Origin of the sequence: Rhizobium sp. BK312 (genome assembly GCF_014193605.1) — a bacterium.
In the GTDB taxonomy this organism is placed as follows: Bacteria; Pseudomonadota; Alphaproteobacteria; order Rhizobiales; family Rhizobiaceae; genus Rhizobium.
In genome coordinates, this window is record NZ_JACHZP010000008.1 from 20909 (window position 1) to 42538 (window position 21630).

Below are 21630 nucleotides of genomic sequence, written 5' to 3' on the forward strand. Positions count from 1 at the left end.
GGTGTGCCCGTGAACTTCAAGGACGGAAAAGGGCGTTCAGTCAAAAAGTACGTCCCATCCCACTAATCTGCGTTCTCAGCCACCTCTGAGCAGAATGAAAGCGAGTCACATTCATGATGGACACCAAGGCTCCAACCATTACCGCCGGCGGCGCTCTTCTCGCGCGCCTGAAGGCCGTGGGCGTCGATTATATCTTCGCCAATTCCGGGACCGATTTCCCGCCGATCATCGAGGGTCTGGCAGAAGCTTCGGCCAAACAGATCCCGCTGCCGAAGGCCATCGTCATCCCGCATGAAAACGCCGCCATGGGCATGGCGCATGGTTACTATCTGGCAACGGGACGCGCACAGGCCGTCATGGCGCATACCAATGTCGGCCTCGCCAATTGCGTTATTGGTGCGATCAACGCGGCGACCGAGCATGTTCCCATGCTCGTCTTTTCCGGTCGCACGCCCGTCGTCGAAAAGGGCCGGCTCGGCGCCCGCACGGTGCCGATCGGCTGGGGTCAGGAGATGCGTGACCAGGCCGCCATGATCCGCGAATCGGTCAAGTGGGACTACGAGCTGAAATTTCCTGAACAGGCGGTCGACATCGTCGACCGGGCCTTCGCTATCGCCAATTCCACCCCACGCGGGCCGGTCTACCTAAGCTTGCCGCGCGAAGTTCTCTGCGAGCCGTGCCCATCGGACGAACTGGAGGCGCCGGCAACGATTGCTGCCGCGAGCGCCGCGCCGCGCCGCGCCGATATCGAGGCTGCCGCGAAACTGCTGAGCGAAGCCAAGAACCCGCTGATCATCGCGCAGCGTGGCGCAGGCTCGGCGGAAGGTTTCGAGACCCTGTCGCGCCTTGCCGACGACTGGGGCATTGCTATTTGTCAATATTGGGCCATCCAACTAGCCGCGCCAACCGACCATCCTATGGCGGTGGGCGGCGACCCAGCCGAATGGCTTGCCAAAGCCGATCTCGTACTGGTGATCGACAGCCTTGCACCTTGGTCGCCCGATATTCACGCGCTAAAGCCTGGCTGCAAGGTTGTGCATATCGGCGAAGATCCGCTCTATGCGCGCTTCCCCATCCGCAACTTCCCTTGCGATCTTGCGCTTGTCGGCGATACCGCCGATGTCATCATAGAGCTCGCCGATGCAGCTTCAAGCTTCCTGCCGAGGACGGAAACGGCACGTAATGCCCGCCGCGCCGAGGTCGCAACTGCCGCCGCTAAGCGCCGCTCCACCATTCTCGAACGCGCCGCAGCGGGCCGTGGTCCGGTCATGTCCAAGGCTTTTGTCAGTACCTGCCTTTCCAAGGCCATCGAGGGCAGGGACGCCGCCATCCTGTCCGAACTCGGTGTGCCGCTCGAAGAATTGACCCTGCAAGCGCCGGACACCTGGTATCAGGAACCGCATTCCGGCGGTCTTGGCTGGTGCTTTCCGGCAGCGCTTGGCATGAAGCTCGCCCGGCCGGACAGGCTGATCGTCGCCACCATGGGTGATGGCTCCTACATGTTCTCCAACCCAGTTGCCTGCCACCAGATTGCTGAAGCAGCCGACATTCCGCTTCTCATACTAGTTCTCAACAATTCCGAATGGGGTGCGGTGCGCCAGTCGGTGCTCGGCGTCTATCCGGATGGATATGCGGCGAAGGCAAACACCATGCCGCTGGTTTCGCTTGCGCCGACGCCGGACTTCACCAAGGTGGCGGCGGCGAGCCGCGCCTGGACTGCGCGGGTGGATCGCGCGGAGGACCTAGCCGGGGCTCTGGCAGCCGCGATCGAACAGGTGACGATGCACAAGACCCAAGCCCTCGTCGAAATCCGGATCGCGCCCTGATGACCTTTCTCAACGTCGAGGAATACAGGCGGAAGGCACGGCGCCTGTTACCACGCTTTGTCTTTGATTATCTGGACGGCGGCTCAGAAGACGAGGTCGCGCTCAAGGAAAACCGCAGGGCTTTCGAGGCGATCAAAATGACGCCACGACTGCTCAACAATGTCTCCGTCCGCGACCAGAGCGTCGAATGGTTCGGGCAACGTCTGCCGATGCCGATCGTCATCGCGCCGACCGGGCTTAACGGCCTTTACCGGCGCGACGGAGATATTTTGCTCGCCAGGGCTGCTTCCAGGCTGGGTATCCCCTTCACCTTGTCGACGGCCTCGAATAATTCCATCGAAGACGTCGCCAAGGCTTCGAATGGCGATCTGTGGTTTCAGCTTTATGTCATGAACCGCGATTTCGCCGATCAGTTGGTGGATCGGGCGCTTGCGGCCGACTTCAGTCATCTGGTTTTGACGGTGGATGTTGCGATGGGCGGTAAGCGGGAGCGCGACGAACGAAACAACTTCGTGATGCCGTTCCGCTTCCGCCCCAGGACAATCGCCGATATCCTGTGTCATCCGCGTTGGCTGTGGGACGTTGGCCGGCATGGCGCGCCATCAATGGCTAATCTCGCCACGGACATGGTCACAGATCCCAATACGCAGGCAGCACTTCTTTCCCGCAAGATGGATGCGAGTTTCGATTGGGACGACTTGAAACGTCTGCGTGACCGCTGGCCCCGTCGTCTGCTGGTGAAGGGGCTTTTACACCCAGACGACGCTAAGCGCGCTATCGCTCTCGGCGTTGATGCCGTCGTTGTCTCCAACCATGGCGGCCGCCAACTCGACATAGCTCCCGCACCTATCGACGCTCTGCCTCGCTTTTCCATCGTCAACGCCCCGATCATCGTCGATAGCGGCATCCGGCGTGGCAGCGATATCGTCAAGGCGATTTCGTTGGGTGCGAGCGCGGTGATGATCGGCCGCGCTGCCCTGTTCGGCCTTGCTGTCGGCGGTGAGCAGGGGGTAGTCGAGGTGATTGAGTTTCTGAGACGCGAGATTGACAGAACACAAGCGCTGTTAGGGACGAGGGAGCTTGTGCGACCAACTTCGGGCGCATTCTTGCCTGATGCCAGAGGGGCGCTCGGGGCCGACTAGTTTTTGAATTGGCTAATGATGTGTCATAGCTTGAGGTAAGCTCGTCCTGGAGGAAAGACCGCCGAAAGCATAAGAGATGTGCGAGTTGGAAGAACGGAGCTATCCTTCTTTCACGTTTTGGCTTGAAATCTACAAGTCTCTGAGGGTTCAGGCCCCCGCAACCAAAATTTACACCTAAAACAGCCTTGTCGCAGGCGCGAAGACTTCATCTTCAATGGCAATCGGTAGCTCCCCGTGCCTCAGGACCATAACCGCAAGGGTGAGCAACGCGAACGGCTCAAAGCCCGCCCACAAAACCAAGTCTTTCCAAAACTTTCCTACCGAGCGATACAAAACTCATGTCAAAATCTCGGGTGCAAACCTAAAAGCGAGCGTTCGTAGATCTGCGCCGTAGCGCATTCGCGGAGAGGGGGAGCTACTTAGCCGCCGGCTCGATCGGCGGTGATGATCCATGCGCGGGAGTCGAAGAGCACACCTTCGGAGGTCATATGCGCTTCCAGTAAATCACGCAGCCGCAGAAGTGGCTGGTCGGGCGCCTCATCGGTGTGCATGAGCGCGTCCTTGACCATATAGAGGCCGGCAAGGGCATCAAGGGCGGCATCGACATTGGCTCCATAAAATACCGGTTCTTCCACTTCGATAAAGTCGATCGAGGTGAAGCCGGCGGTGCTCAATAGCTTCGTGGCAATGGCGGGATCGCCGAGTGAAAACGCCTTGCCGGCATTTCCTGGAATTGCGCTTCCCGGAGCCAGCGCATCCCGGATTGCGCCAGACCATTCGTTGCGCTCCTGGCTTTGCCATACCATCCAGGCGATGCGTCCAGCCGGGCGGATTGCATGGGCGATATTGACAAATGCTACCGGCGGATCGGCGAAGAACATGACGCCAAAACGGCTGATGCATAGATCAAAGGCGGCAGCTGGAAAGGCGTAGGTTTGCGCGTCGTCCAGCTCGAAGCTGACGTTGCGTAGTCCTGCTTCAGCGCTACGCTGGCGCGCAATCTCAAGCATCTCGGCGGAAGTGTCCACGCCGACCGCGCTGCCTTGTGCTGCGGCAAGAGCTGCTTGCCGGGTGGTTTGCCCGGCGCCGCAGCCGATATCGAGTACCCGGTCATGCGTCCGGACGCTGGCTGCGGCTCGCAAATGCCGGTTATGCCGTGATAGTTCGGCGTCGTAAAAGTCAGCACATTGCAGCACTACAAGCCTCCCTCATCTCGGAATTTCTTTGACGGAAGTCGATACCCGGTGTTGCAGCTCCCTCATAAACTGATTGCATAATAAGATCAGTCATGCAATATGGATTCCAGTTGCAAGTTGCAATCGGATGGAGTTTGTCATGGAACGAACGAGATCATTCGCCGCCACCGAGACGTCAATCGAGGTCAAGGGAGCGAAGTTGCAGACCCAGGCTTTCGGTGATCCCTCCAGCCCGCCCATCATATTGATCATGGGAATGATGGCTTCGATGCTGTGGTGGCCGGACAGGTTCTGCGAGGCACTTGCTGCCCGCCAGCGCTATGTGATCCGGTACGACCAGCGCGACACCGGCCTCTCGACACATTATCCGCAAGGCGAACCCCGTTATTCGTTCACCGATCTTGCCGACGATGCCATCGCCATTCTCGATGGCTACGGATTGGAAACGGCGCATGTGGCGGGCATGTCGATGGGCGGCGCCGTTGCGCAAGAAGTCGCGTTGCGTCATCCCCGGCGCGTGCGGACGCTTACGTTGATCAGCACATCACCGCTCGGCGTCGAGGGCTTGCCTTCTTCGACAGAGGCCTATCAGGAGTATTCCAGGTCGGCCGAAGCAATCGATTGGTCGAACCTCGAAGCTATTGCCGATTTCCTGCGTCGCGAGACGGCCATGCTTGCCGGCACCAGGCATCCCCACGATCCTGACGCTGCAAGTACCTTGATCGCCCGCGACATGGCACGGGCGCCGTCATTTGCCAGTGCTACGAACCATTTCACGCTCATGAGCGAGGAAAGGCCTGCAAGGCTTCAAGCCTCCGATATCAAGCTGCCGGTCCTTGCGATCCACGGCACAGCCGATCCGCTGTTTCCCATAGAGCACGGGGAGGCCTTCACAAAGGTCGTCCGAGACGCGCGGTTGCACCGGGTCGAAGGTGGAGGGCACGAAATCCACGAGCGCGACATTGGCGAGATCGTGCAGGCCATCATCGATCATACAGCCTGACAGACGACCGGCCCGAGAGACAACCGGAAAGCCAGGCATGACCTCGCTTTCCGGTTCGTTAGAGATCAGCTTCTCGGCTTCAGGTTCTCTGCGTCATAGAGCGGCTTGTAGCCGACGCCGGCAACTTCGACCGGATAGGTTTCGCCGAAATATTCGACCTTCAGTTTGCGGCCTTCCTGGGCATAGGACCAGGGGAGGTAGGCGAGCGCGATATTCTTGCCGATGGTCGGGCCATAGGCGATCGAGGTTGTGAAGGAACGGCGGCCGAGTTCGTCGACGAGCGTTTCGCCAGTTTCGGGATCCATGACCGGCAGGATGCCGACCGGGTAGCGTGCAACACCGTTGGAGTCGACATTGTCCGTCACGACAAGCGTGCAGAGCATGGCCGGCTGGTGTTCGCGGGCGCGGTATTCGAGATGCTTGGCCTTGCCGCGGAAATCCGCTTCCTTGACTTTCGGGCGGGCGAGATCGGCTTCGAGAAGATTATATTCCGTCAACAGGTCGGCATTCTGCAGGCGCAGGCTCTTTTCCATGCGGCGGCTGTTGGCATAGGTTTCGACACCGACGGCGATGGCGCCCGTCGAGCGCAGTGCGTCCCATACCGGTAATGCGTCGCCATAGGCCATGTGCAATTCCCAGCCCTGTTCGCCGACGTAGGAAATGCGGAAGGCCGTAACGTTCTTACCGGCGATGCGGATCTGCTTGATCGCGGCGAACGGGAAATTTTCCTGCGACAGGATTTCCGGGTTCTCGACGACCTTCTGCAGGTTGGTGCGGGCATTCGGTCCCCAGATGCCGATCGTGACATAGCGTTCGGTGACATCGGTGATCGTGACGTCAAAACCTTTGTCCTCGGCAACGCGGCGCATGTAGTGGAAGTCGCGCGGGCCGGCATCGGCGCCGTCGATGAGGCGGCAGCGATCGGCCATGCGGATCACGGTAAAGTCGGCCCGTACCATGCCCTCGTCATCGAGGAAGTGGGTGTAGATGCCCTTGCCGATATTGGCATCGCCGCCGATTTTTGCCGCGCAAAGCCATTCCAGCAGCTCGACATGATCGGGGCCTTCGATGTCATACATGGCGAAGTGCGAGAGGTTGATGATGCCGCAATCTTCGCTCAGCGCGAGATGCTCGGCATTGGAGACGCGCCAGAAATGGCGGTTGTCCCACTCGTTTGGGCGTACGGGAATGCGATCGCCATATTTCTCGAGCAGGTGCTCATTGGCGGCGTAGCCATGCGCGCGCTCCCAGCCGCCAAGTTCCATGAAGTAGCCACCGAGCTCTTTTTCTCGTTCATAGAAGGGCGAGCGACGGACATTGCGGCCGGTCGCATAGGGTTCGCGCGGGTGGACAGCGGGATTGTAGATCTTCTGCGCAGCCTCGGTGCAGCGGCCTTCGATGAATTTTTCTTCCAGCATATGCGGGTAGAAGCGGGAATAATCGATCCTGTTGTGGTCGATCGGCGTGCGGCCGTCGGTCATCCAGTCGGCAACGAGCTTGCCGAAGCCGGGGCCGTCCTTCACCCAGATCGCGACGCAATACCAGAGCCCGCGGACCTTCTGGCTTTCACCGACGGACGGGCCGCCATCGGTGGTGACCTGCAACAGACCGTTGAAGGAATGGCCTTCATTGTAGCCGAGTTCGCCGAGGATCGGCGTCAGTTCCATGGCGCGTTCGAGCGGCTCGATGATCTGTTCCATGTCGAGATCGCGCTGTGAAGGCGAAAGGCGGGCCTCATGCTTCTCGAGGAGATCGCGGGGATGGCAGAGGCGCGGGTTCTTCTCTTCGTAGTAACCCCATTCGATCTGGCCGCCTTCGGCGGTCTTCGGGTCGCCGGTGTCGCGCATATAGGCGGAATTGCCCTGGTCGCGCATCAGCGGGAAGCCGATTTCCTTGCCGGTGTTGGCAAACTCATTATAGGGGCCGAAGAAGGTCAGCGGGTGGTCCACCGGCATGACCGGCAGGTCCTCGCCGACCATTTCGGCGATCAGGCGGCCCCAGAGGCCGGCGCAGACGATGACATATTCGGCTTCGATCGTGCCGCGATGGGTGACGACGCCAGAGATGCGGCCGTCTTTCACGATCAGAGACTGGGCCGGCGTATTGGCGAAGGACTGCAGCTTGCCGCTCTTTTCACCCTGGTCGATCAGCTTGCCGGCAACGGTCTGAGAGCGGGGAATGACGAGGCCGGCATCCGGGTCCCACATCCCGCCCTGAACCATGCTTTCCTCGATCAGCGGGAATTTTTCCTTGATCTCGGCGGGGTCGATCAAGCTCACGCGCGTGCCAAAGGCTTTGCCCGAGGTCACCTTGCGCTTGATTTCGGCCATGCGGTCGTCATCGCCGACGCGGGCGACTTCGAGGCCGCCGACGCGGGCATAGTGACCGAGCTTATCGTAGAAATCGATGGAGTAGAGGGTCGTCCAGCAGGACAGGAAATCGTGGCTGGTCGTGTAGCAGAAGTCGGAGGCATGCGCCGTCGAGCCGATATCCGTCGGGATGCCTGATTTGTCGATGCCGACAATATCGTCCCAGCCGCGCTCGATCAGATGATGAGCGATCGATGCGCCGACGATACCGCCAAGCCCGATGATGACGACCTTCGCCTTTTGAGGAAATACTGCCATTGCGTGCGACCCTGATTGATACTGAAAACGGATTTTATGATGTGTGCGGCGGCGACCAGAGCCTGTCTACGACATATTCAAGATGCTTGCACGACGACCATCATGCTGTCCTATCAGGAAATGGCTGGGTTTGTCGGCGACATATGCTGATCGGAGATGTCGCAAAGGCGACGGCATCTCCTGAATGCGCTTATTGCGGGATCGACTGCATCATGATCTCGCGTCGCAGGATCGGGCCTTCCTGGCCGAAATAGGTCGTCAGCAACTTCGCGAAATCGTCCGACTGGTAGGTCTCGGTCAGCGTCTGATCGACGAGCAGGCGGAAGGCGGAGTCATCCTGCCGGAGGGCTATGCCATAGGGCTCGTGCGTGAAGAGGCGGTTGCCGATCGCGAGCGTGGACGGACTATGGGCATGGGAAGCGAGATCGAAGAGCAGGGCGCGATCGGCGAAATAGGCATCGATCTTATGGTTTTCGAGCGCGGCCAAGCCGTCCTGATGCGTGGCGAAATCGGCGATCCGCGTCTTCGGCACGTCGGAACCTAGCGCCTCGCGCAGCGTCGCGCCCGTCGTCGTGTCGGCGCGAACGCCGATCGTGCTCGTCGCGGGGGCCGGCTTGGCCGAAACCTGCGCCAGCCGCTTGTCGAGGAACAAAGCCATTAGATAATCGGGCGAATCCTTGCGCAGCAGGGCGCTGGCACCGGTGATGAAGATCGGCTGCGAGAAGTCGACGCTCTGACGCCGTCCGAGATTGATGGTGATGGCGCCGCAGAGAAGATCGACGTGGCCGCTCTTCACCGCATCGAAGCCATCGGCAAGCGTGGTTTCGACATAGTCGCGCTTGAGATCGGTGACCTTGCGCCCCACGGCATCGGCAATCTTGCCGCAGAGATCGATAGCATATCCCGCCGGGTTGCCATCCTTCTTCTTGAAGGAGAAGGGTGCTTCGTCGCTGATATAGCCGATCCGGATCGTGCCCTTTTGGGCGATGAGATCCAGCGTTTGCGCGGCCGTAGCCGTGTAGGCGGATATGCCGAGGATAATGCCTGCCAGAACCAGTCGTCTCATGCAATGTGCCGGCATGATCCTGATCTCCAAAAGAAAATTGGGCAATCGCAAAGGCTTAGGCGCAGATTATGGCCTGACGGTTTTTTGTCAACGATGGATTGTCCTTGATCGCCTGCCGTCGAGCAGAGGTGGCGGCCTTTCCTGTCGCGAAGATCGGCTTTTCAGCGAGACAGACTATGACTAGCGGCCCAGTTGGAGATGGCGGCCGCAATCGCTTGGGGCTGATCTTCCGGCGCGATATGCCTTGCCGGTCCGCAATTTTCGATCTCCAATCCGGCAATATTCTCGCGGCACCAGTCTATCATCCTTTCGCCGACCAGCAGCGTCTCCGCCGGACCATCGAAAGTCAGCAGCAGTTTCGGGATATCTTCGCTGCGGGCAAGCCAGGCATCATAGGCTTCGATGCGCGCGACGACATCGGCGGGTTCGCCTTCGATCGGCATCGCGCGCGGCCAGGCAAGCAGCGGACGGCGGCTTTCGCGCGTCGGGTAGGGCGCGCGATAGACGGCATGATCCTCGGCGCTCAATCCATTTAGCACCGTGGCTTTCAAAGCCTGTTCGATGAAGAAATTCTCGTCGAGAACCTTCGCTTCGCCCGTGCCCGGTGAGCGCAGCAGTTCATAGCGAGCCCGTGCATTCGGCAGGTCGTTCCAGGTTAAAGGCCTGATGATCGTTTCCATGAAGGCGATGCCGCGCACGCGTTCCGGATGGCGGGCGGCCCAGTCGAAGGCGAGTGCGCCGCCCCAATCATGGCCGATCAATACGACATCATTGAGCGCGAGTTTGTCGAACCAAGCTTCAAGATAGCGTGCATGGTCGTCAAATGAATAGGCTATATCAGGTTTGCCGGACTGGCCCATGCCAATGAGGTCAGGAGCCAGGCAGCGGGCACGCACGGCAAGGGCCGGGCTGATATGCCTCCACAGGTAGGATGAGGTCGGATTGCCATGCAGGAAGACGAAGGGTGTTCCCGTTCCGGCATCCTCGTAGAAGATCGTCGAGTCCAGCACATTGAGGGAGGGCATGTAGGGTATCCTCTCGTGAAATAAAATGGTAAGGTACCTGTCTATTTAACATAATAGTCAGGCACCTGTCTATATCATGAAAGATTGTGTTCCCACTCGCCCGTCCCTGGGCCTGCTGCTGCGGCTCGTGCATCAACATTGGACACAGGATGTCGAAGCCGCGCTGGAAGAGGCCGGTTATGGCGATATCCGACCACCGCACGCCAATGTGTTTACCTTCATGCGTCCGGAAGGAGTTCAGGTGAGTGAGCTCACTAGGCTTGCCCATGTCCGCAAGCAGACGATGACGCAGGCGGTGGAGGAGTTGGAGCGCCTGGGTTATGTCGAGCGCCGACCGGACCCTGACGATCGACGTGCAAGACTTGTGTTTCTGACCGAGCGTGGCAGAGGCGTGCGGCCAATAGCAGCGGCAACGGGTCGCCTTGTGGATCAGCGCTGGTCCGATATCGCCGGTTCTGAGGAGATTAATGCGTTGAAGCAGGCTTTGCAGGAGGTGCTCGGCAAGCTCCGCGGCGACCGGGATTCCGCAGAGCCGATGGACGAGGCGGCGACATAGGAGTTCGGGTGATCTGCCTGAGATATGCGGGCCGCACACTTTGGAGCGCTATCACGAAGAGTTTCGTTACTCCGTTCTGGTTTATGGCCTATCTCTCCTCCACGACCGTCAAGCGAAGGGGATGTGCCGATGCGGGAGAGGAGCCTGATCAGGAAGACAAATGGAGCGAGGCGGAAATCGGGCCTCGCTTTCGGCTTCGGCTTTTCGGTTCTTTGTGGGACCTTTGGCCTCGCGCTGCCTTCGCCGGCAGCAGCGCAGACGATCATCGATGATTGGCAGAAAGTGAAGCCGCCGGCGGCGCCGGAGCTGAAGACCGTTACCGTCGATCCGAAGACGACGGCACTGCTGGTCCTCGATTTTAACGGCGCGCAGGACCCGACCAAGGGACCGTGCAACGTGAAGACCAAGCCCCGTTGCCTGGCGTCCGTCCCCAAGGTGAAAACTCTGCTCGATCAGGCGCGCGCCAAGGAGATGCTCGTCGTCTTCAGCCTGGCCGGTGTTGGCGAGCCGCAGGATATCGCAACGGCGCTGGCGCCCCTGGCGAGCGAGCCGATCGTCAAATCCGGGCCGGACAAATTCATCGGCACCAATCTGCGCAGTATTCTCTCGGACAAGGGCATCAAGACCATCATCGTGACAGGCACGGCCTCGGAGGGGGCGGTGCTCGATACGGCGACGGACGCGGCGCTCAACGGCATGAACATTGTCCTGCCCGTCGACGGCATGTCATCGACAGAGCTTTACGGTGAGCAATATGTGGCCTGGCACATGGTCAATGCGCCCGGCGTTTCGCAGAAGACGACACTGACCAGCATCGACAGGATCAAGTTTTGATTTGCTGCAGCCCGCCGGCCAGCACGCCCTCAAGCGCGCCATTCTCCAGAAGTGCCATGACCGATAATCCGTCGATCAACATCTCTTGAGTTTCGGCGCTTATCGTCTGTGACATAGTATCGCCGGCAACGACAGCTATGCGATGATCCCTTTGGAGGATGCGTTTCATGTCTTTTCGCCAGATGGTTCCTGGCCTGGCCCTGGCCCTTTCGTTGATATCGGCAACGGCATCCGCCGCTCCGCCCGAGCAAGGCCATGGCGCACCTGCCGGTGCGAGCGGCGTGCTCTCGCTCCTGCCGCCCGATGCCGTGAGCGACCATGGGCTGACTACGGATGGCAAGACCATTCCCTATACGGCGACGGCGGGTACGCTCGATCTTTTCGGCCAGGATGGCCAGCGAAGCGCCGCGATCTTCTACACCGCCTATGTCGCGAAGAACCGCGATGCGAACCGCCCCGTGACCTTCGTGTTCAATGGCGGGCCGGGTGCTGCCTCCGCCTTCCTCAATCTCGGGCTTGTCGGTCCGCGCATCGTCGATTTCGGCGCAGACGGCCGTGACGGCGCCAATGCCAAGTTGGTCGACAATCCGCAAAGCTGGCTCGAATTCACCGATCTCGTACTGATCGATCCGATCGGCACCGGCTGGAGCCGCACTGCCAAGCCTGATGACCAGAATGATTTCTATAGTGTCGACAGCGATGCCGAAAGCCTCGCCAAGGCGATCGCCCTCTACATCGCCCATAACAGCCGGGCGTCGTCACCGAAGTACATTCTTGGAGAAAGCTATGGCGGGTTTCGTTCGGTCAGGATTGCCAACGACCTGCGCGAGGATCAGGGCATTCTGATTTCCGGCATCGTCATGCTGTCGCCGCTGCTGGAGGGTCGGTTCGTCTTCGGGGGCGGTGAGGATGCGCTTGGCGCAGCCCTACAACTGCCGTCGCTGGCAGCGGCCGAACTGGAGCGTCAAAACGCCTTCAGCGAAAAAGCGGTGCAGGATGCCGAAGCCTTCGCCTTCAACGAATATCTGCCAACTCTTGCCAGGCGGCCGCCGTCGGGAGATTCCGGCCAGGCCTTCTATGGGCGCGTCGCGAAGCTGACCGGCATACCGCAGGATGTCGTTGCCAAGAACCAAGGTTTTCTCGGCGGGGTCTACCGCAAACATTCCGATGGCGATGGCGCGGACGTGGCGAGTGCTTATGACGCCTCGTTCCTCGCGCCGGACCCCTATCCGCAGTCGGAGGCCGAGCATGGCGGCGACCCGATTCTGGATGGCTTTGTTCGCGCCTATGGCGGTGCCTTTTCAGGCTATGCCCGTGACGAGCTGGGCTTTCATACCGACATGACCTACACGCTGCTGTCGTCGTCCGTGAACCGGGAATGGAAATGGGGCGGGCACAATGGCGGCTCGCGCGGGACCGCCGGTGTTGGCGACGATCTCAAGGAGCTGTTATCGCTCTCGCCATCCTTTCGCGTGATGATCGGGCAGGGTTACAGCGATCTCGTCATCCCCTTCGGCGTGAACAAATATGTGCTCGACCACCTGCCGCAGGCCCTTGCCGATCGCGTGGCGCTGAAGCTCTATCGCGGCGGCCATATGTTCTACACGCGGCCGATGTCGCGCGAGCAGTTCACGGGTGATGCTAAGGCGTTTTATGCCGGGCAGATCAAGGCAGCGCCGGCCGCGCAATCGAACTGACCGGCTGGCCTCGCGCAAGGCATCCCGAGAAAGCGGATACGGCCTAATCGTGCTGTTGCAGTTGAAAGAGATGCTTGATGCGCGAGCTTAGCGAGGTCACGTGAGCGCCATGACCGAGCATATCGGCATTGGCGAAGAGATGCTGCTCCGCCTCAATGCGTTTTGCCAGCATGGCACCGAGTTCTTCGGCAAGGGTCGGCCGGTCGTGCAGTAGCGGTGCCAGGCATTCCTCGCCGATCTCATAGGTGACGACGAAGGTGAGGGCACGAACCGTGCCAACTTCGCCCGATCCCATCAGCAGCCCGTTCTCGCCGAAATAATCGCCTGGCGCAAGGCGCGTCAGCTCGATCTGGCGATGCCCTTCGCGGCGGGTGATGCTGACGACGCCCGAGCGGACGATCGTGAGTGCCCGCATGCGGGCATCCTGTTCGGCGATGACAGCATCCTTGCGATAGGTCCGCCGCTGCATATGCGATGCCAGATGCTCCTTTTCATCCTCGGTCAGCGAAGAGAACAGAGGGATATTGCTGACAAGCCGCCAGGGCGTTCCGGGCGCATGTTGCTTCTCGTCGGTCGTCTCAGGCTTTTGCTGCATCGGAAGCATGATCGTGCCGGGCGGATCGGCGAGTTTCAAGCCTGCCGCCTTGGTGTGACGAACTAGCAGATCATAGATCTCGTTCTTTGCGGCTTGTGTCAGCGACATATCGCGTACTCGAAAGGACAGCTGCAGTTCGATCGCCTGCCCATCGATGGAAGTGATGGCGACACTGGGTTCCGGGTTCTTCTGGATCGAGTTGCAGCTGATCAAGACGTTTTGCATCACATCCGCGATGATGCGTGGCAGGGCGGTGGGCTGAATGCGTACGTTGACGGTTGCGCCGTGGCTTTCGTCAGGCGAGGAAAGATTGGTCAGCCGCGTCTTGGCAAGGATACTGTTCGGAATGACGATCAGATCGTTGGTGCCGCTCAGCAATTGCGTGGCGCGCCAATTGGTTTCGACGACGCGGCCCTGGACGTCATTTTCGAGGACGATCCAGTCGCCGACGGAGTAGGGGCGGCCGAGATTGAGAGCGATGCCGGAGAAGACGTCGCTCAAAGTGCTCTGTAGGGCAAGGCCGAGAATGATGGCGAAGACGCCCGATGTTGCGATCAGTGTACCGATCGGGACGCTGAAGACATTACCGACGATGGAGAGAATGGCGCCGAGATAGATGACGCCGACGATCAGATCCTGCAGCAGCCGGCCCTCGCGGGGCTTGCGCTCGAAGATCAGGAACAGCCGCACGCAGGCGATCAGCACCCAGGCGCCGTTGACCCACCAGACGATCTTGGCAAAGCCCGTGAAGGTGCGCAGCGTCACCGATTCCTGCGATGGGCTCGGCTCATAGGGGACGATGCCGTGATAGAATAAAAGTGCGGTCAGGCAGACGAAGAAGGCCATCTGACCGATCAGACGGCCGGCCCGCTGATGACGCAGCATGACGCGGCTGACGAATGTGCCGACGACAACCAGAATGAAGAACTGGACGATCGGATCGCCAAGAAGCGCAATGGACATGGGGACTCGGTCGCACTCGGTCTTTCGGATGGGCGCTAAATTGGCATGAAAGAGGCCGCAGCGCCATATGCAGAAAAAGTATGATTAATTGACGTTGCCGCCTTGATCTCAGGACATGCACCTTGATAATTAGATGACGATTATCATCTTATATCTGTCATCCCATCCTGCTATCTGCTCTCGCAGCGCAACGCCCTGGCGCTCCGACATCCTTAAGGAATACCCATGACACAGTCTTTCGAGATTCGCGGCGATCTGTTGATCGGCTCAGATTCTACCGGCGGCAACAGAACCGTGCGTGCCATCAACCCGGCAACCGGCGCAAATCTGGAGCCGGCCTTTGCGGTCGCCAGCGAGAGCGATGTCGCTAAAGCCTGCGAGTTGGCCGCTCAGGCGTTCGACGTCTACCGTGCGACCAGCCCCGAGCAGCGCGCAGCATTTCTCGAAAAGATTGCCGACAACATCATGGAGATTGGCGATACCCTGATCGAGCGCGCGACGGAGGAGACCGGCCTGCCGGTGGCGCGCCTGCAGGGCGAGCGCGCCCGCACCGTTGGTCAGCTGCGGCTCTTTGCGCAGGTGGTCCGCGCCGGCGAGTGGCTCGATCTGCGCGTCGATCCGGCACTGCCGGAGCGCAAGCCGCTGCCGCGGCCGGATCTGCGCCTGCGACAGATCCCGCTCGGCCCGGTTGCCGTCTTCGGCGCCAGCAATTTCCCGCTCGCCTTCTCGGTTGCCGGCGGTGATACGGCTTCGGCACTTGCCGCCGGCTGCCCGGTCGTCGTCAAGGGCCACCTTGCCCATCCCGGCACGGGCGAGCTTGTCGGCCGCGCCATCCGTGCCGCCGTCGCCCAATGCGGCCTACCGGAGGGCACATTCTCGCTGCTGACCGGTGCCAACGAGACCGGTGCCGCGCTGGTGCGCGATCCCCGCATCAAGGCCGTCGGCTTTACCGGCTCGCGCGGCGGCGGCCTGGCGCTCGGCGCCATTGCCGCGGCCCGGCCTGAGCCGATCCCGGTCTATGCCGAGATGAGCAGCGTCAACCCCGTTTTCCTGTTCCCGGCCGCTCTCGCAGCACGCGCTGAGGCGATTGGCACGGGGTTCATCGATTCCCTGACGCTCGGTGCCGGCCAGTTCTGCACCAATCCGGGCCTGCTTTTCGCCATCGAAAGCCCTGATCTCGACCGCTTCTTACAGGCTGCCAGTGATGCGCTGACCGGCCGCGCGCCGGCGCCGATGCTGACGCCCGGCATTCACGCCGCCTTCGACAAAGGCGTTGCGGCATTGGCGGAGCATGATGCGGTGAAGACCGTCGCTCATGGAGCGCCGGCTGAAGGCGTCAACCGGAGCCCGGGCATCTTCTTCGAAACGGAAGCGGCGGAATTCCTGGCAGACGAGCGTTTGGGCCATGAAGTCTTCGGCGCGGCAAGCCTTCTCGTACGCTGCAAGGATGTCGACCAGATGATTGCCGTTGCGGAAAAGCTCGAGGGCCAGTTGACCGCGACCCTGCAGATCGAAGCGGAAGATTATGCCACGGCCGCCAAGCTGGTGCCGGTGCTGGAACGCAAGGCCGGGCGCATTCTCGCCAATGGCTGGCCGACCGGTGTTGAAGTTTCTCATGCCATGGTGCATGGCGGGCCTTTCCCGGCGACCTCGGACAGCCGTACGACCTCGGTCGGCACGCTCGCCATCCGCCGCTTCCTGCGCCCGGTCTCCTATCAGGATCTGCCGGAAGGCTTGCTGCCGGCTGAATTGCGTAATGAGGGCGTCAGGGCGCTGCCGCATCTGCTGGATGGCGTGCGCAAGGGCAGCTGAGCCGCCCCGGACGGGATAGATGACATTCTTTGGAGCGGGTCAGGTTGGCCCGCTTTTCTTTGAGTGCGGCTACGCTGCCGCATTTTGTTGACGGGCCTCGAGATGGGCCTTGTAGTGCTGAAGCGATAGCTCGGCTCCGAGGTGGGAAAGTTCCGTCGCCACGGCCTCGGCGGCCTGTTCTGCCGGCTCGATGACGCGCTCGAACATCTCTGCTTCATAGGCTTGGACGGCATGTTTCCAGTCCGCCTGCTCAAGAAGCTGGCGGCTGAGTTCCGCTGCATCCAGCATCGCCATATTCACACCTTCGCCGCCGAAGGGCGACATCACATGCGCCGCATCGCCGAGCAGCGTGATGCCGATGCGGTTCTGCCAGTGGTGGCCGACCGGCAACGCGTAGATCGGTCGGGAAACGATATGGTCGTTGCTGGCTTCGATGAGGCGCAGGATCTCCGGCGTCCAGCCTTCGAACTCGGCCATCAGCCGCGCGCGGGCTTTTGCCGGCGCTGCAAAGTCGAAGGTCCTCTCTGCCCAGTCGGCCGGCACACGGAAGATCGCGTAGCCTCTGAGATGAGCATTGCCGTTGCGCTGGACGATCAGGCTTTTTCCATCGGCCTCGACGCCGATCTTGCCGCGGCCGACAAGGGCTGCGAGATCCGGGTGGCTGGCGTCGACGTCGTCGATGCCGAATTCAATGAAGGTGATGCCGCTATATTGCGGGCGGTAGGAGGAGACCAGCGGTCTGACCTTGGACCAGCTGCCGTCGGCGCCGACGACGAGGTCGAAGGGACCAACCGTTCCGTTTTCGAAGACCAGATCATAGGTGCCATCGTCGCGCGGGCGGACTTCGCGCAGGCCGTGGTTCCAGCGGATGACTTCTGATGGCAAAGAGGCGAGCAGCGTTTGCCTGAGCGCGGTGCGGTCGACCTCGGGCCTATCGGATTCATCAGCGTCGTCATCGGCAAAGAGCAGCGCGCCATGCTTGTCATAGAGCCGGCTTCCTTGATCCTCATAGCGGGCGATCGCCAGGAATTCGCGGTAGAGGCCGGCGCGGCGCAGCGCGAGCTGGCCGGATTCCACATGCAGGTCGAGCGTGCCACCTTGTGGCCGGGAAAGTGCATGTTCCTCGCGTTCGAAGACGATGGCCGGCACACCCGCCTGATGAAGGATGCGGGCCAGGGTCAGACCGCCGGGGCCTGCGCCGATGATGGCGATACGGGGATAGGATGTCATGGACAGGGTCCTCATAATTTCGTACATAGGTACCTATATAAATTAACATAGGCACCTATTCAAGTGGCGGAGACATGATGGATTGGGATTTGTTCGACACACCGGCGCCGCTCATCAACATGGCGTCGCGCGCGTTTTCACGTCTTGGCGAACGTCGGGTGAGGGCTTTGGGCTTCAATATCGGCCAGCTGCCGGTGCTGTATTTGCTCCGGAATGGCGCGCAGATGTCGCAGAAGGATTTGGCGAAATTCGCCAAGATCGAGCAGCCGTCGATGGCTCAGATGCTAGCGCGCATGGAGCGGGATGGTCTGATCCGGCGCACGCCCGATCCAGCCGATGGCCGCAGTAGTCTCGTGTCATTGACTGAGGCCGCAGTCGCGAAACTCCCGGCAGCGCGCCAGGCGCTGGAAGAGGGGCGAGACCAGGTTCTTTCTGGCTTCAGCGCTGATGAAGTTCAGACGCTGCTTCAGCTCATGCGTCGGCTGAACCAGAATCTGGATCGGATGGTGGCCGAGGAGGATGGGTCGTAGGCGCGCTGATGTGCGCCTACGATGATCAACATTCAGATTTCGGCGTAGACGATGCCGGTGAACGAGCCGGCATGATGAAGAAGTTCGCGCTCGCCCGAACCATCGAGGCTGGCGGAATAGAGATTGCCGCCGATGTCGGTGAAGAACATGCGGTTGTTGGGTAGATCGAGCGAGAGGCCAATGCCTTCATCGAGGCCTTCGAGAACGACTTCAGATGTGCCGGCGAGATTATCCATCTGGGCGCGGTTGACGGTATTTCCACGCGGAAGATTGCCGCGGTCGGTCCAGTAGATGGTGCGGGTGGCAAGATCCAGCTCGAGGTCGATCGGTTCCGGCAGCTTATCCAGCAGAATTTCGATATCGCTGCGGTTCGTCGCGGTTTCGCCGGCGGGGATGTTGATGCCGGCGCGGAAGATGCGGCCGAGGCCAGCATCCGGCGGCCCTTTCTGGGTCCAGTAGATCTGGCCGAGCGGCAGGTCGAGGGCAATGCCGACGCACCAGCGTGCGATATCGGCGCTGTCTTCCGGGCTGTCGCCGTTCTGCACCAGAGTTTCGATGTCGCTACCATCGATATTGGCGCGCATGACGCGCATGCCTTCGCGGTCGCACCAATAGAGCTTGGCGTTGTCGCGGTCGAGCTGGATCTGCTTCGGCGTGACGAGCGTGCTGCCCGGCGGGATCAGCGTGATGTGGTTGCCGCCGTCGAGGTCCATGCGTTCGATGGAGCCGTCATGGGCGTTGTAGTCGTTGCCCATCTCGGTCCAGTAGATCCAGCCGTTCTCGCTGTCGACGAGAATGCCGTCGGGGCTGCGGCCCGCCCGCTGGACGATGAGCTTGAGATCGGTGCCGTCGATGGCGGAGGAGAGGATTCGTCCATCGTTGATATCGAGGAAAAACAGTCTTTCGGTCTTGTCGGTGGTGGTGGCAGGCGTCCGTGCTTCTGACATGAGAGCATCCTTTCGAGGGGCGGATCTGCGGATCATAGCGCGGCAATCATGGCATCGATTGATGACAGCATCATTCGCCGCTGCGATCGGAACGAGCATCTGCTGCGCTGCAGCAAAGATCAAGGGCCCGAATGTCGCGGTGTGCGGGGAGGGCTGTCAAATAAGTGTCATCGGCCTGATATAAATCCCCCACATTCCTATACGACTGCGCCAGTCCAGGGCTTAAACCGAAGCCGGAGGTGATTGATATCATGTCGACGCTCCAGCAGATCGCCTTCCGCGCCGGCTGTTCCGTCGCGACCGCCAGCCGCGTGATGAATCGCAGCGGTCCGGTCAGCGACGAGATGGTGCGGCGCGTGCGCCGGGCGGCGGCGGAGCTTGGCTATCGGACAGGTGGGCGTACCGGCACCGGCCGGCCGGCGATCGGCGTGCTCATTCCGAGCATCACCAATCCGGTTTTCGCGGCTTCGCTTTCCAGCATCCAGAACCGAGCTCTTCACGCGGGGCATAGCGTGCTGATCGCGCAATCGAACTACGATCCGGCGCAGGAGGTCGATGCCGTCGCCTCGCTGCTCCAGCAGCAGCCGACTGGGTTGATCCTGACGCTCTGCGATCCCGAGCGCAGTCTTGTTCTGTCCTCCGCCCTGCCGCCGACCGTATTGCTCGGTAACCTGCCGACCGCCCGCTTTACCGCCGCGGTCGCGACCGATAATTTCGGCGCGGGCCGGGATCTGACCGATCACCTCCTAGGCAAGGGTCATCGCCGCATCCTGTTCATATCAGGCCACTTCTCCGCGTCGGATCGGGCCAAGCTGCGCCATCTCGGCTATATCAGGGCGATGGAAGCGGCGGGGCAACAGCCCCTCGATGCGCTCGAAATTTCCTTCGTAAGCAGCCTGGAACAGCTCGATCTTTCGGATGCGATTTCGCGGTTCGACCCGACGGCGATCATTGCTTCCAACGATCTTCTGGCGCTCGGCGTCATGGGCGCGCTTCGGCGTCAGGGTTTTTCGATTCCGCGCGATATTTCGGTCGCCGGCTTCGACGGGATTTCCCTCGGTTTTCTGGGTGAAGTGTCCCTGACGACGGTGGAAATTCCGGATGGAACCATGGGGGCCGCTGCCGCCTCGCTGCTGCTGGATATGGCGGAAAATGCCGCGCCCCCGCGTCATCTGACTGTGCCCTATCGAATGCGTACGGGCGGCACAGTGCGCGATCTCACCATACAATCCTGACCCTTGCCTGGGAATGGAAACGCCGCCTCTTGTTGGGAGGCGGCGCAGGTTGCTCAGGCCGGTTCGAATGATCAGCTGCGCGGCAGCAGGCCTTCGACGTCAGAAGCGGCGTCCTCGAGCGCTTCCTTCGGAGCGGCTGAGCCATCGACGATGCGCGAGAGGTTGTCGACGATGGTCTGAGTGACCTTGACGCCGTTGGCGCCCGGGAAGGCATACCAGGGAACCATGATCGACATCTGGCTGAGGCCAGCCTGGAACAGCGGGTTCTTCTTGTAGAAGTCGCCGAGATATTCGGCCGACTTGGCGGCAAGTTCGTTGTTCGGAACATAGCCGGTGCCGGGAACGACGACTGAGGCGCCGTAAGGGCCGGCGGCGAACTTGGCGAACTTCCAGGCGGCTTCTTCCTTGACCGGATCATGGGTCAGGATGACGACGGCATTACCGCCCGTCGGCAGACGGCCATTGACCGGGTCGATCAGCGGCAGCTTGGCGGTGCGCAGGTCGAACTTGGTACCGACATTCTTGATGGTGTTGACGAGAGCACCCGTGGTCTGGAATTCGAAGCCGACTTTGCCAGCAGCGAAGGCCTGTTCGCCGGCAGCCTTGGTGAAGACCGGCATACCGCCTTCCTTGACGAAGCGCTGGATCAGTTCGACAGCCTTCTGGCCCTCGGGACCGTTGAAGGCAACCTTGCTTTCGTCGTCGTTCAGCATCTTGCCGCCGGCGCCGAAGAGAAGGGCGGAGAACATCCAGTCGTCGCCCTGCCAGCGGAAGTCCATGCCATCGACGCCGTTGCCGAGCGCCTTGATCTTGCCGGCAAGCGTAATGACCTCGTCCCAGGTCTTCGGCGGGTTGTCCGGGTTGCCGCCGGCAGCCTTCACCAGGTCGGCATTGTAGTACATGATCGGGTTGGACGTCGCGAAGGCGAGGCCGACCTGCTTGCCCTTGACCTGGGCGAGCTTCAGGATCGTGTCCGAGAAGCCTTTCTCGGCCATATTGCCCTCTTTCTTGACGAGGGGGCCGAGGTCGACGGCGACGTTGCGCTCGTCGATCATGCGCAGGCGGTTGAGGCCGATGAAGGTGACATCCGGCATTTCGCTGGTGCCGGCCTGACGCAGGATGGTCTGGATACCTTCCTCATAAGTGGCCGAAGGGGCGGCGAACTGAATCTTGATGTCGGGATTTTCTTCCATGAACTTCTTCGAGATCGTGTCCATCACGTTCTTGAAGAAACCCGGCATGGGATAATGAACCGTCAGGGTGGTTTCGGCATAGGCCGGGACCGTCACGACCATAGAAATGGCCGCAGCGGCGAGAATCTGGGTGATATGCTTCATCGCTCGTTC

The 21630-nt window shown here is 60.8% G+C and carries 18 protein-coding genes; 9 read left to right on the top strand and 9 right to left on the bottom strand.

Annotated elements, in window-relative coordinates; translation table 11 throughout:
* The first annotated feature begins 113 nt into the window (after window positions 1–113).
* Both FHT85_RS21590 and FHT85_RS21595 read left to right on the top strand, forming a co-directional pair.
* A complete protein-coding gene (locus FHT85_RS21590) occupies window positions 114–1826 on the top strand; it encodes a thiamine pyrophosphate-requiring protein (protein ID WP_312861354.1) in 1713 nt (570 codons plus the stop codon).
* Complete coding sequence (locus tag FHT85_RS21595; RefSeq protein ID WP_112410111.1) at window positions 1826–2968, top strand: alpha-hydroxy-acid oxidizing protein; 1143 nt, start codon at window positions 1826–1828, stop codon at window positions 2966–2968. The genes FHT85_RS21590 and FHT85_RS21595 overlap by 1 nt, the downstream gene beginning before the upstream one ends.
* A gap of 419 nt (window positions 2969–3387) precedes the next feature.
* Here FHT85_RS21595 and FHT85_RS21600 read toward each other — a convergent pair whose 3' ends face one another.
* Complete coding sequence (locus tag FHT85_RS21600; RefSeq protein ID WP_112410110.1) at window positions 3388–4164, bottom strand: class I SAM-dependent methyltransferase; 777 nt, start codon at window positions 4162–4164, stop codon at window positions 3388–3390.
* A gap of 139 nt (window positions 4165–4303) precedes the next feature.
* Between FHT85_RS21600 and FHT85_RS21605 the strand changes: the two genes are divergently transcribed.
* A complete protein-coding gene (locus tag FHT85_RS21605) occupies window positions 4304–5167 on the top strand; it encodes an alpha/beta fold hydrolase (RefSeq protein ID WP_112410109.1) in 864 nt (287 codons plus the stop codon).
* Window positions 5168–5232: 65 nt separating this feature from the next.
* Here FHT85_RS21605 and FHT85_RS21610 read toward each other — a convergent pair whose 3' ends face one another.
* The 3 genes from FHT85_RS21610 to FHT85_RS21620 all read right to left on the bottom strand — a co-directional run bounded on the left by FHT85_RS21610 (window position 5233) and on the right by FHT85_RS21620 (window position 9885).
* Window positions 5233–7794, bottom strand: a complete 2562-nt coding sequence (locus FHT85_RS21610) for an FAD-dependent oxidoreductase (RefSeq protein ID WP_112410108.1) — start codon at window positions 7792–7794, stop codon at window positions 5233–5235.
* 190 nt (window positions 7795–7984) lie between these two features.
* Window positions 7985–8875, bottom strand: a complete 891-nt coding sequence (locus tag FHT85_RS21615; protein ID WP_112335274.1) for an amino acid ABC transporter substrate-binding protein — start codon at window positions 8873–8875, stop codon at window positions 7985–7987.
* Window positions 8876–9021: 146 nt separating this feature from the next.
* Complete coding sequence (locus tag FHT85_RS21620; RefSeq protein WP_112410107.1) at window positions 9022–9885, bottom strand: haloalkane dehalogenase; 864 nt, start codon at window positions 9883–9885, stop codon at window positions 9022–9024.
* A gap of 76 nt (window positions 9886–9961) precedes the next feature.
* Here FHT85_RS21620 and FHT85_RS21625 point away from each other — a divergent pair, with 76 nt between their 5' ends.
* Both FHT85_RS21625 and FHT85_RS21630 read left to right on the top strand, forming a co-directional pair.
* On the top strand, window positions 9962–10441 hold the full coding sequence (locus tag FHT85_RS21625) for a MarR family winged helix-turn-helix transcriptional regulator (protein WP_112400900.1): 480 nt from the start codon (window positions 9962–9964) through the stop codon (window positions 10439–10441).
* 129 nt (window positions 10442–10570) lie between these two features.
* Complete coding sequence (locus tag FHT85_RS21630) at window positions 10571–11275, top strand: isochorismatase family protein (protein WP_112410106.1); 705 nt, start codon at window positions 10571–10573, stop codon at window positions 11273–11275.
* On the opposite strand, the gene FHT85_RS21635 is transcribed toward FHT85_RS21630, so the two are convergent.
* The gene (locus FHT85_RS21635) at window positions 11265–11444 is read right to left on the bottom strand and encodes a hypothetical protein (protein WP_112410105.1); all 180 of its coding nucleotides are present in this window, start codon (window positions 11442–11444) and stop codon (window positions 11265–11267) included. The genes FHT85_RS21630 and FHT85_RS21635 overlap by 11 nt on opposite strands.
* Here FHT85_RS21635 and FHT85_RS21640 point away from each other — a divergent pair.
* Window positions 11443–12972, top strand: coding sequence for a S10 family peptidase (locus FHT85_RS21640; protein ID WP_112410104.1), 1530 nt, complete (start codon window positions 11443–11445; stop codon window positions 12970–12972). The genes FHT85_RS21635 and FHT85_RS21640 overlap by 2 nt on opposite strands.
* 43 nt (window positions 12973–13015) lie before the next feature.
* Here the strand turns inward: FHT85_RS21640 and FHT85_RS21645 are convergent, their stop codons facing one another.
* Window positions 13016–14530, bottom strand: a complete 1515-nt coding sequence (locus tag FHT85_RS21645; protein ID WP_112410103.1) for a mechanosensitive ion channel family protein — start codon at window positions 14528–14530, stop codon at window positions 13016–13018.
* Between the two features lie 225 nt (window positions 14531–14755).
* Here FHT85_RS21645 and FHT85_RS21650 point away from each other — a divergent pair, with 225 nt between their 5' ends.
* Window positions 14756–16342 carry an aldehyde dehydrogenase (NADP(+)) gene (locus tag FHT85_RS21650; protein WP_112410102.1) on the top strand — a complete coding sequence of 529 codons (1587 nt, stop codon included), beginning with the start codon at window positions 14756–14758 and terminating at the stop codon, window positions 16340–16342.
* A 69-nt stretch (window positions 16343–16411) separates the two neighbouring features.
* Here the strand turns inward: FHT85_RS21650 and FHT85_RS21655 are convergent, their stop codons facing one another.
* Window positions 16412–17572: an FAD-dependent oxidoreductase gene (locus FHT85_RS21655; RefSeq protein WP_112410101.1), complete on the bottom strand. Its 1161-nt coding sequence runs from the start codon at window positions 17570–17572 to the stop codon at window positions 16412–16414.
* 74 nt (window positions 17573–17646) lie between these two features.
* On the opposite strand from FHT85_RS21655, the gene FHT85_RS21660 reads away from it, so the two are divergent.
* A complete protein-coding gene (locus FHT85_RS21660; protein ID WP_112410100.1) occupies window positions 17647–18102 on the top strand; it encodes a MarR family winged helix-turn-helix transcriptional regulator in 456 nt (151 codons plus the stop codon).
* Window positions 18103–18134: 32 nt separating this feature from the next.
* Here the strand turns inward: FHT85_RS21660 and FHT85_RS21665 are convergent, their stop codons facing one another.
* Window positions 18135–19049, bottom strand: a complete 915-nt coding sequence (locus tag FHT85_RS21665) for a YncE family protein (RefSeq protein ID WP_112410136.1) — start codon at window positions 19047–19049, stop codon at window positions 18135–18137.
* Window positions 19050–19300: 251 nt separating this feature from the next.
* On the opposite strand from FHT85_RS21665, the gene FHT85_RS21670 reads away from it, so the two are divergent.
* Window positions 19301–20284: a substrate-binding domain-containing protein gene (locus FHT85_RS21670; RefSeq protein ID WP_112410099.1), complete on the top strand. Its 984-nt coding sequence runs from the start codon at window positions 19301–19303 to the stop codon at window positions 20282–20284.
* A 71-nt stretch (window positions 20285–20355) separates the two neighbouring features.
* On the opposite strand, the gene FHT85_RS21675 is transcribed toward FHT85_RS21670, so the two are convergent.
* The gene (locus FHT85_RS21675) at window positions 20356–21621 is read right to left on the bottom strand and encodes an ABC transporter substrate-binding protein (RefSeq protein ID WP_112410098.1); all 1266 of its coding nucleotides are present in this window, start codon (window positions 21619–21621) and stop codon (window positions 20356–20358) included.
* Window positions 21622–21630: the final 9 nt, after the last annotated feature.

Excerpts from the sequence above, each read along its gene's own strand:
- FHT85_RS21590 (WP_312861354.1), top strand. The coding sequence starts at position 114 with ATGATGGACACCAAGGCTCCAACCATTACCGCCGGCGGCGCTCTTCTC.
- FHT85_RS21595 (WP_112410111.1), top strand. The coding sequence starts at position 1,826 with ATGACCTTTCTCAACGTCGAGGAATACAGGCGGAAGGCACGGCGCCTG.
- FHT85_RS21605 (WP_112410109.1), top strand. The coding sequence starts at position 4,304 with ATGGAACGAACGAGATCATTCGCCGCCACCGAGACGTCAATCGAGGTC.
- FHT85_RS21610 (WP_112410108.1), bottom strand. The coding sequence starts at position 7,794 with ATGGCAGTATTTCCTCAAAAGGCGAAGGTCGTCATCATCGGGCTTGGC.
- FHT85_RS21615 (WP_112335274.1), bottom strand. The coding sequence starts at position 8,875 with ATGCCGGCACATTGCATGAGACGACTGGTTCTGGCAGGCATTATCCTC.
- FHT85_RS21620 (WP_112410107.1), bottom strand. The coding sequence starts at position 9,885 with ATGCCCTCCCTCAATGTGCTGGACTCGACGATCTTCTACGAGGATGCC.
- FHT85_RS21625 (WP_112400900.1), top strand. The coding sequence starts at position 9,962 with ATGAAAGATTGTGTTCCCACTCGCCCGTCCCTGGGCCTGCTGCTGCGG.
- FHT85_RS21630 (WP_112410106.1), top strand. The coding sequence starts at position 10,571 with ATGCGGGAGAGGAGCCTGATCAGGAAGACAAATGGAGCGAGGCGGAAA.
- FHT85_RS21640 (WP_112410104.1), top strand. The coding sequence starts at position 11,443 with ATGTCTTTTCGCCAGATGGTTCCTGGCCTGGCCCTGGCCCTTTCGTTG.
- FHT85_RS21635 (WP_112410105.1), bottom strand. The coding sequence starts at position 11,444 with ATGAAACGCATCCTCCAAAGGGATCATCGCATAGCTGTCGTTGCCGGC.
- FHT85_RS21645 (WP_112410103.1), bottom strand. The coding sequence starts at position 14,530 with ATGTCCATTGCGCTTCTTGGCGATCCGATCGTCCAGTTCTTCATTCTG.
- FHT85_RS21650 (WP_112410102.1), top strand. The coding sequence starts at position 14,756 with ATGACACAGTCTTTCGAGATTCGCGGCGATCTGTTGATCGGCTCAGAT.
- FHT85_RS21655 (WP_112410101.1), bottom strand. The coding sequence starts at position 17,572 with ATGACATCCTATCCCCGTATCGCCATCATCGGCGCAGGCCCCGGCGGT.
- FHT85_RS21660 (WP_112410100.1), top strand. The coding sequence starts at position 17,647 with ATGATGGATTGGGATTTGTTCGACACACCGGCGCCGCTCATCAACATG.
- FHT85_RS21665 (WP_112410136.1), bottom strand. The coding sequence starts at position 19,049 with ATGTCAGAAGCACGGACGCCTGCCACCACCACCGACAAGACCGAAAGA.
- FHT85_RS21670 (WP_112410099.1), top strand. The coding sequence starts at position 19,301 with ATGTCGACGCTCCAGCAGATCGCCTTCCGCGCCGGCTGTTCCGTCGCG.
- FHT85_RS21675 (WP_112410098.1), bottom strand. The coding sequence starts at position 21,621 with ATGAAGCATATCACCCAGATTCTCGCCGCTGCGGCCATTTCTATGGTC.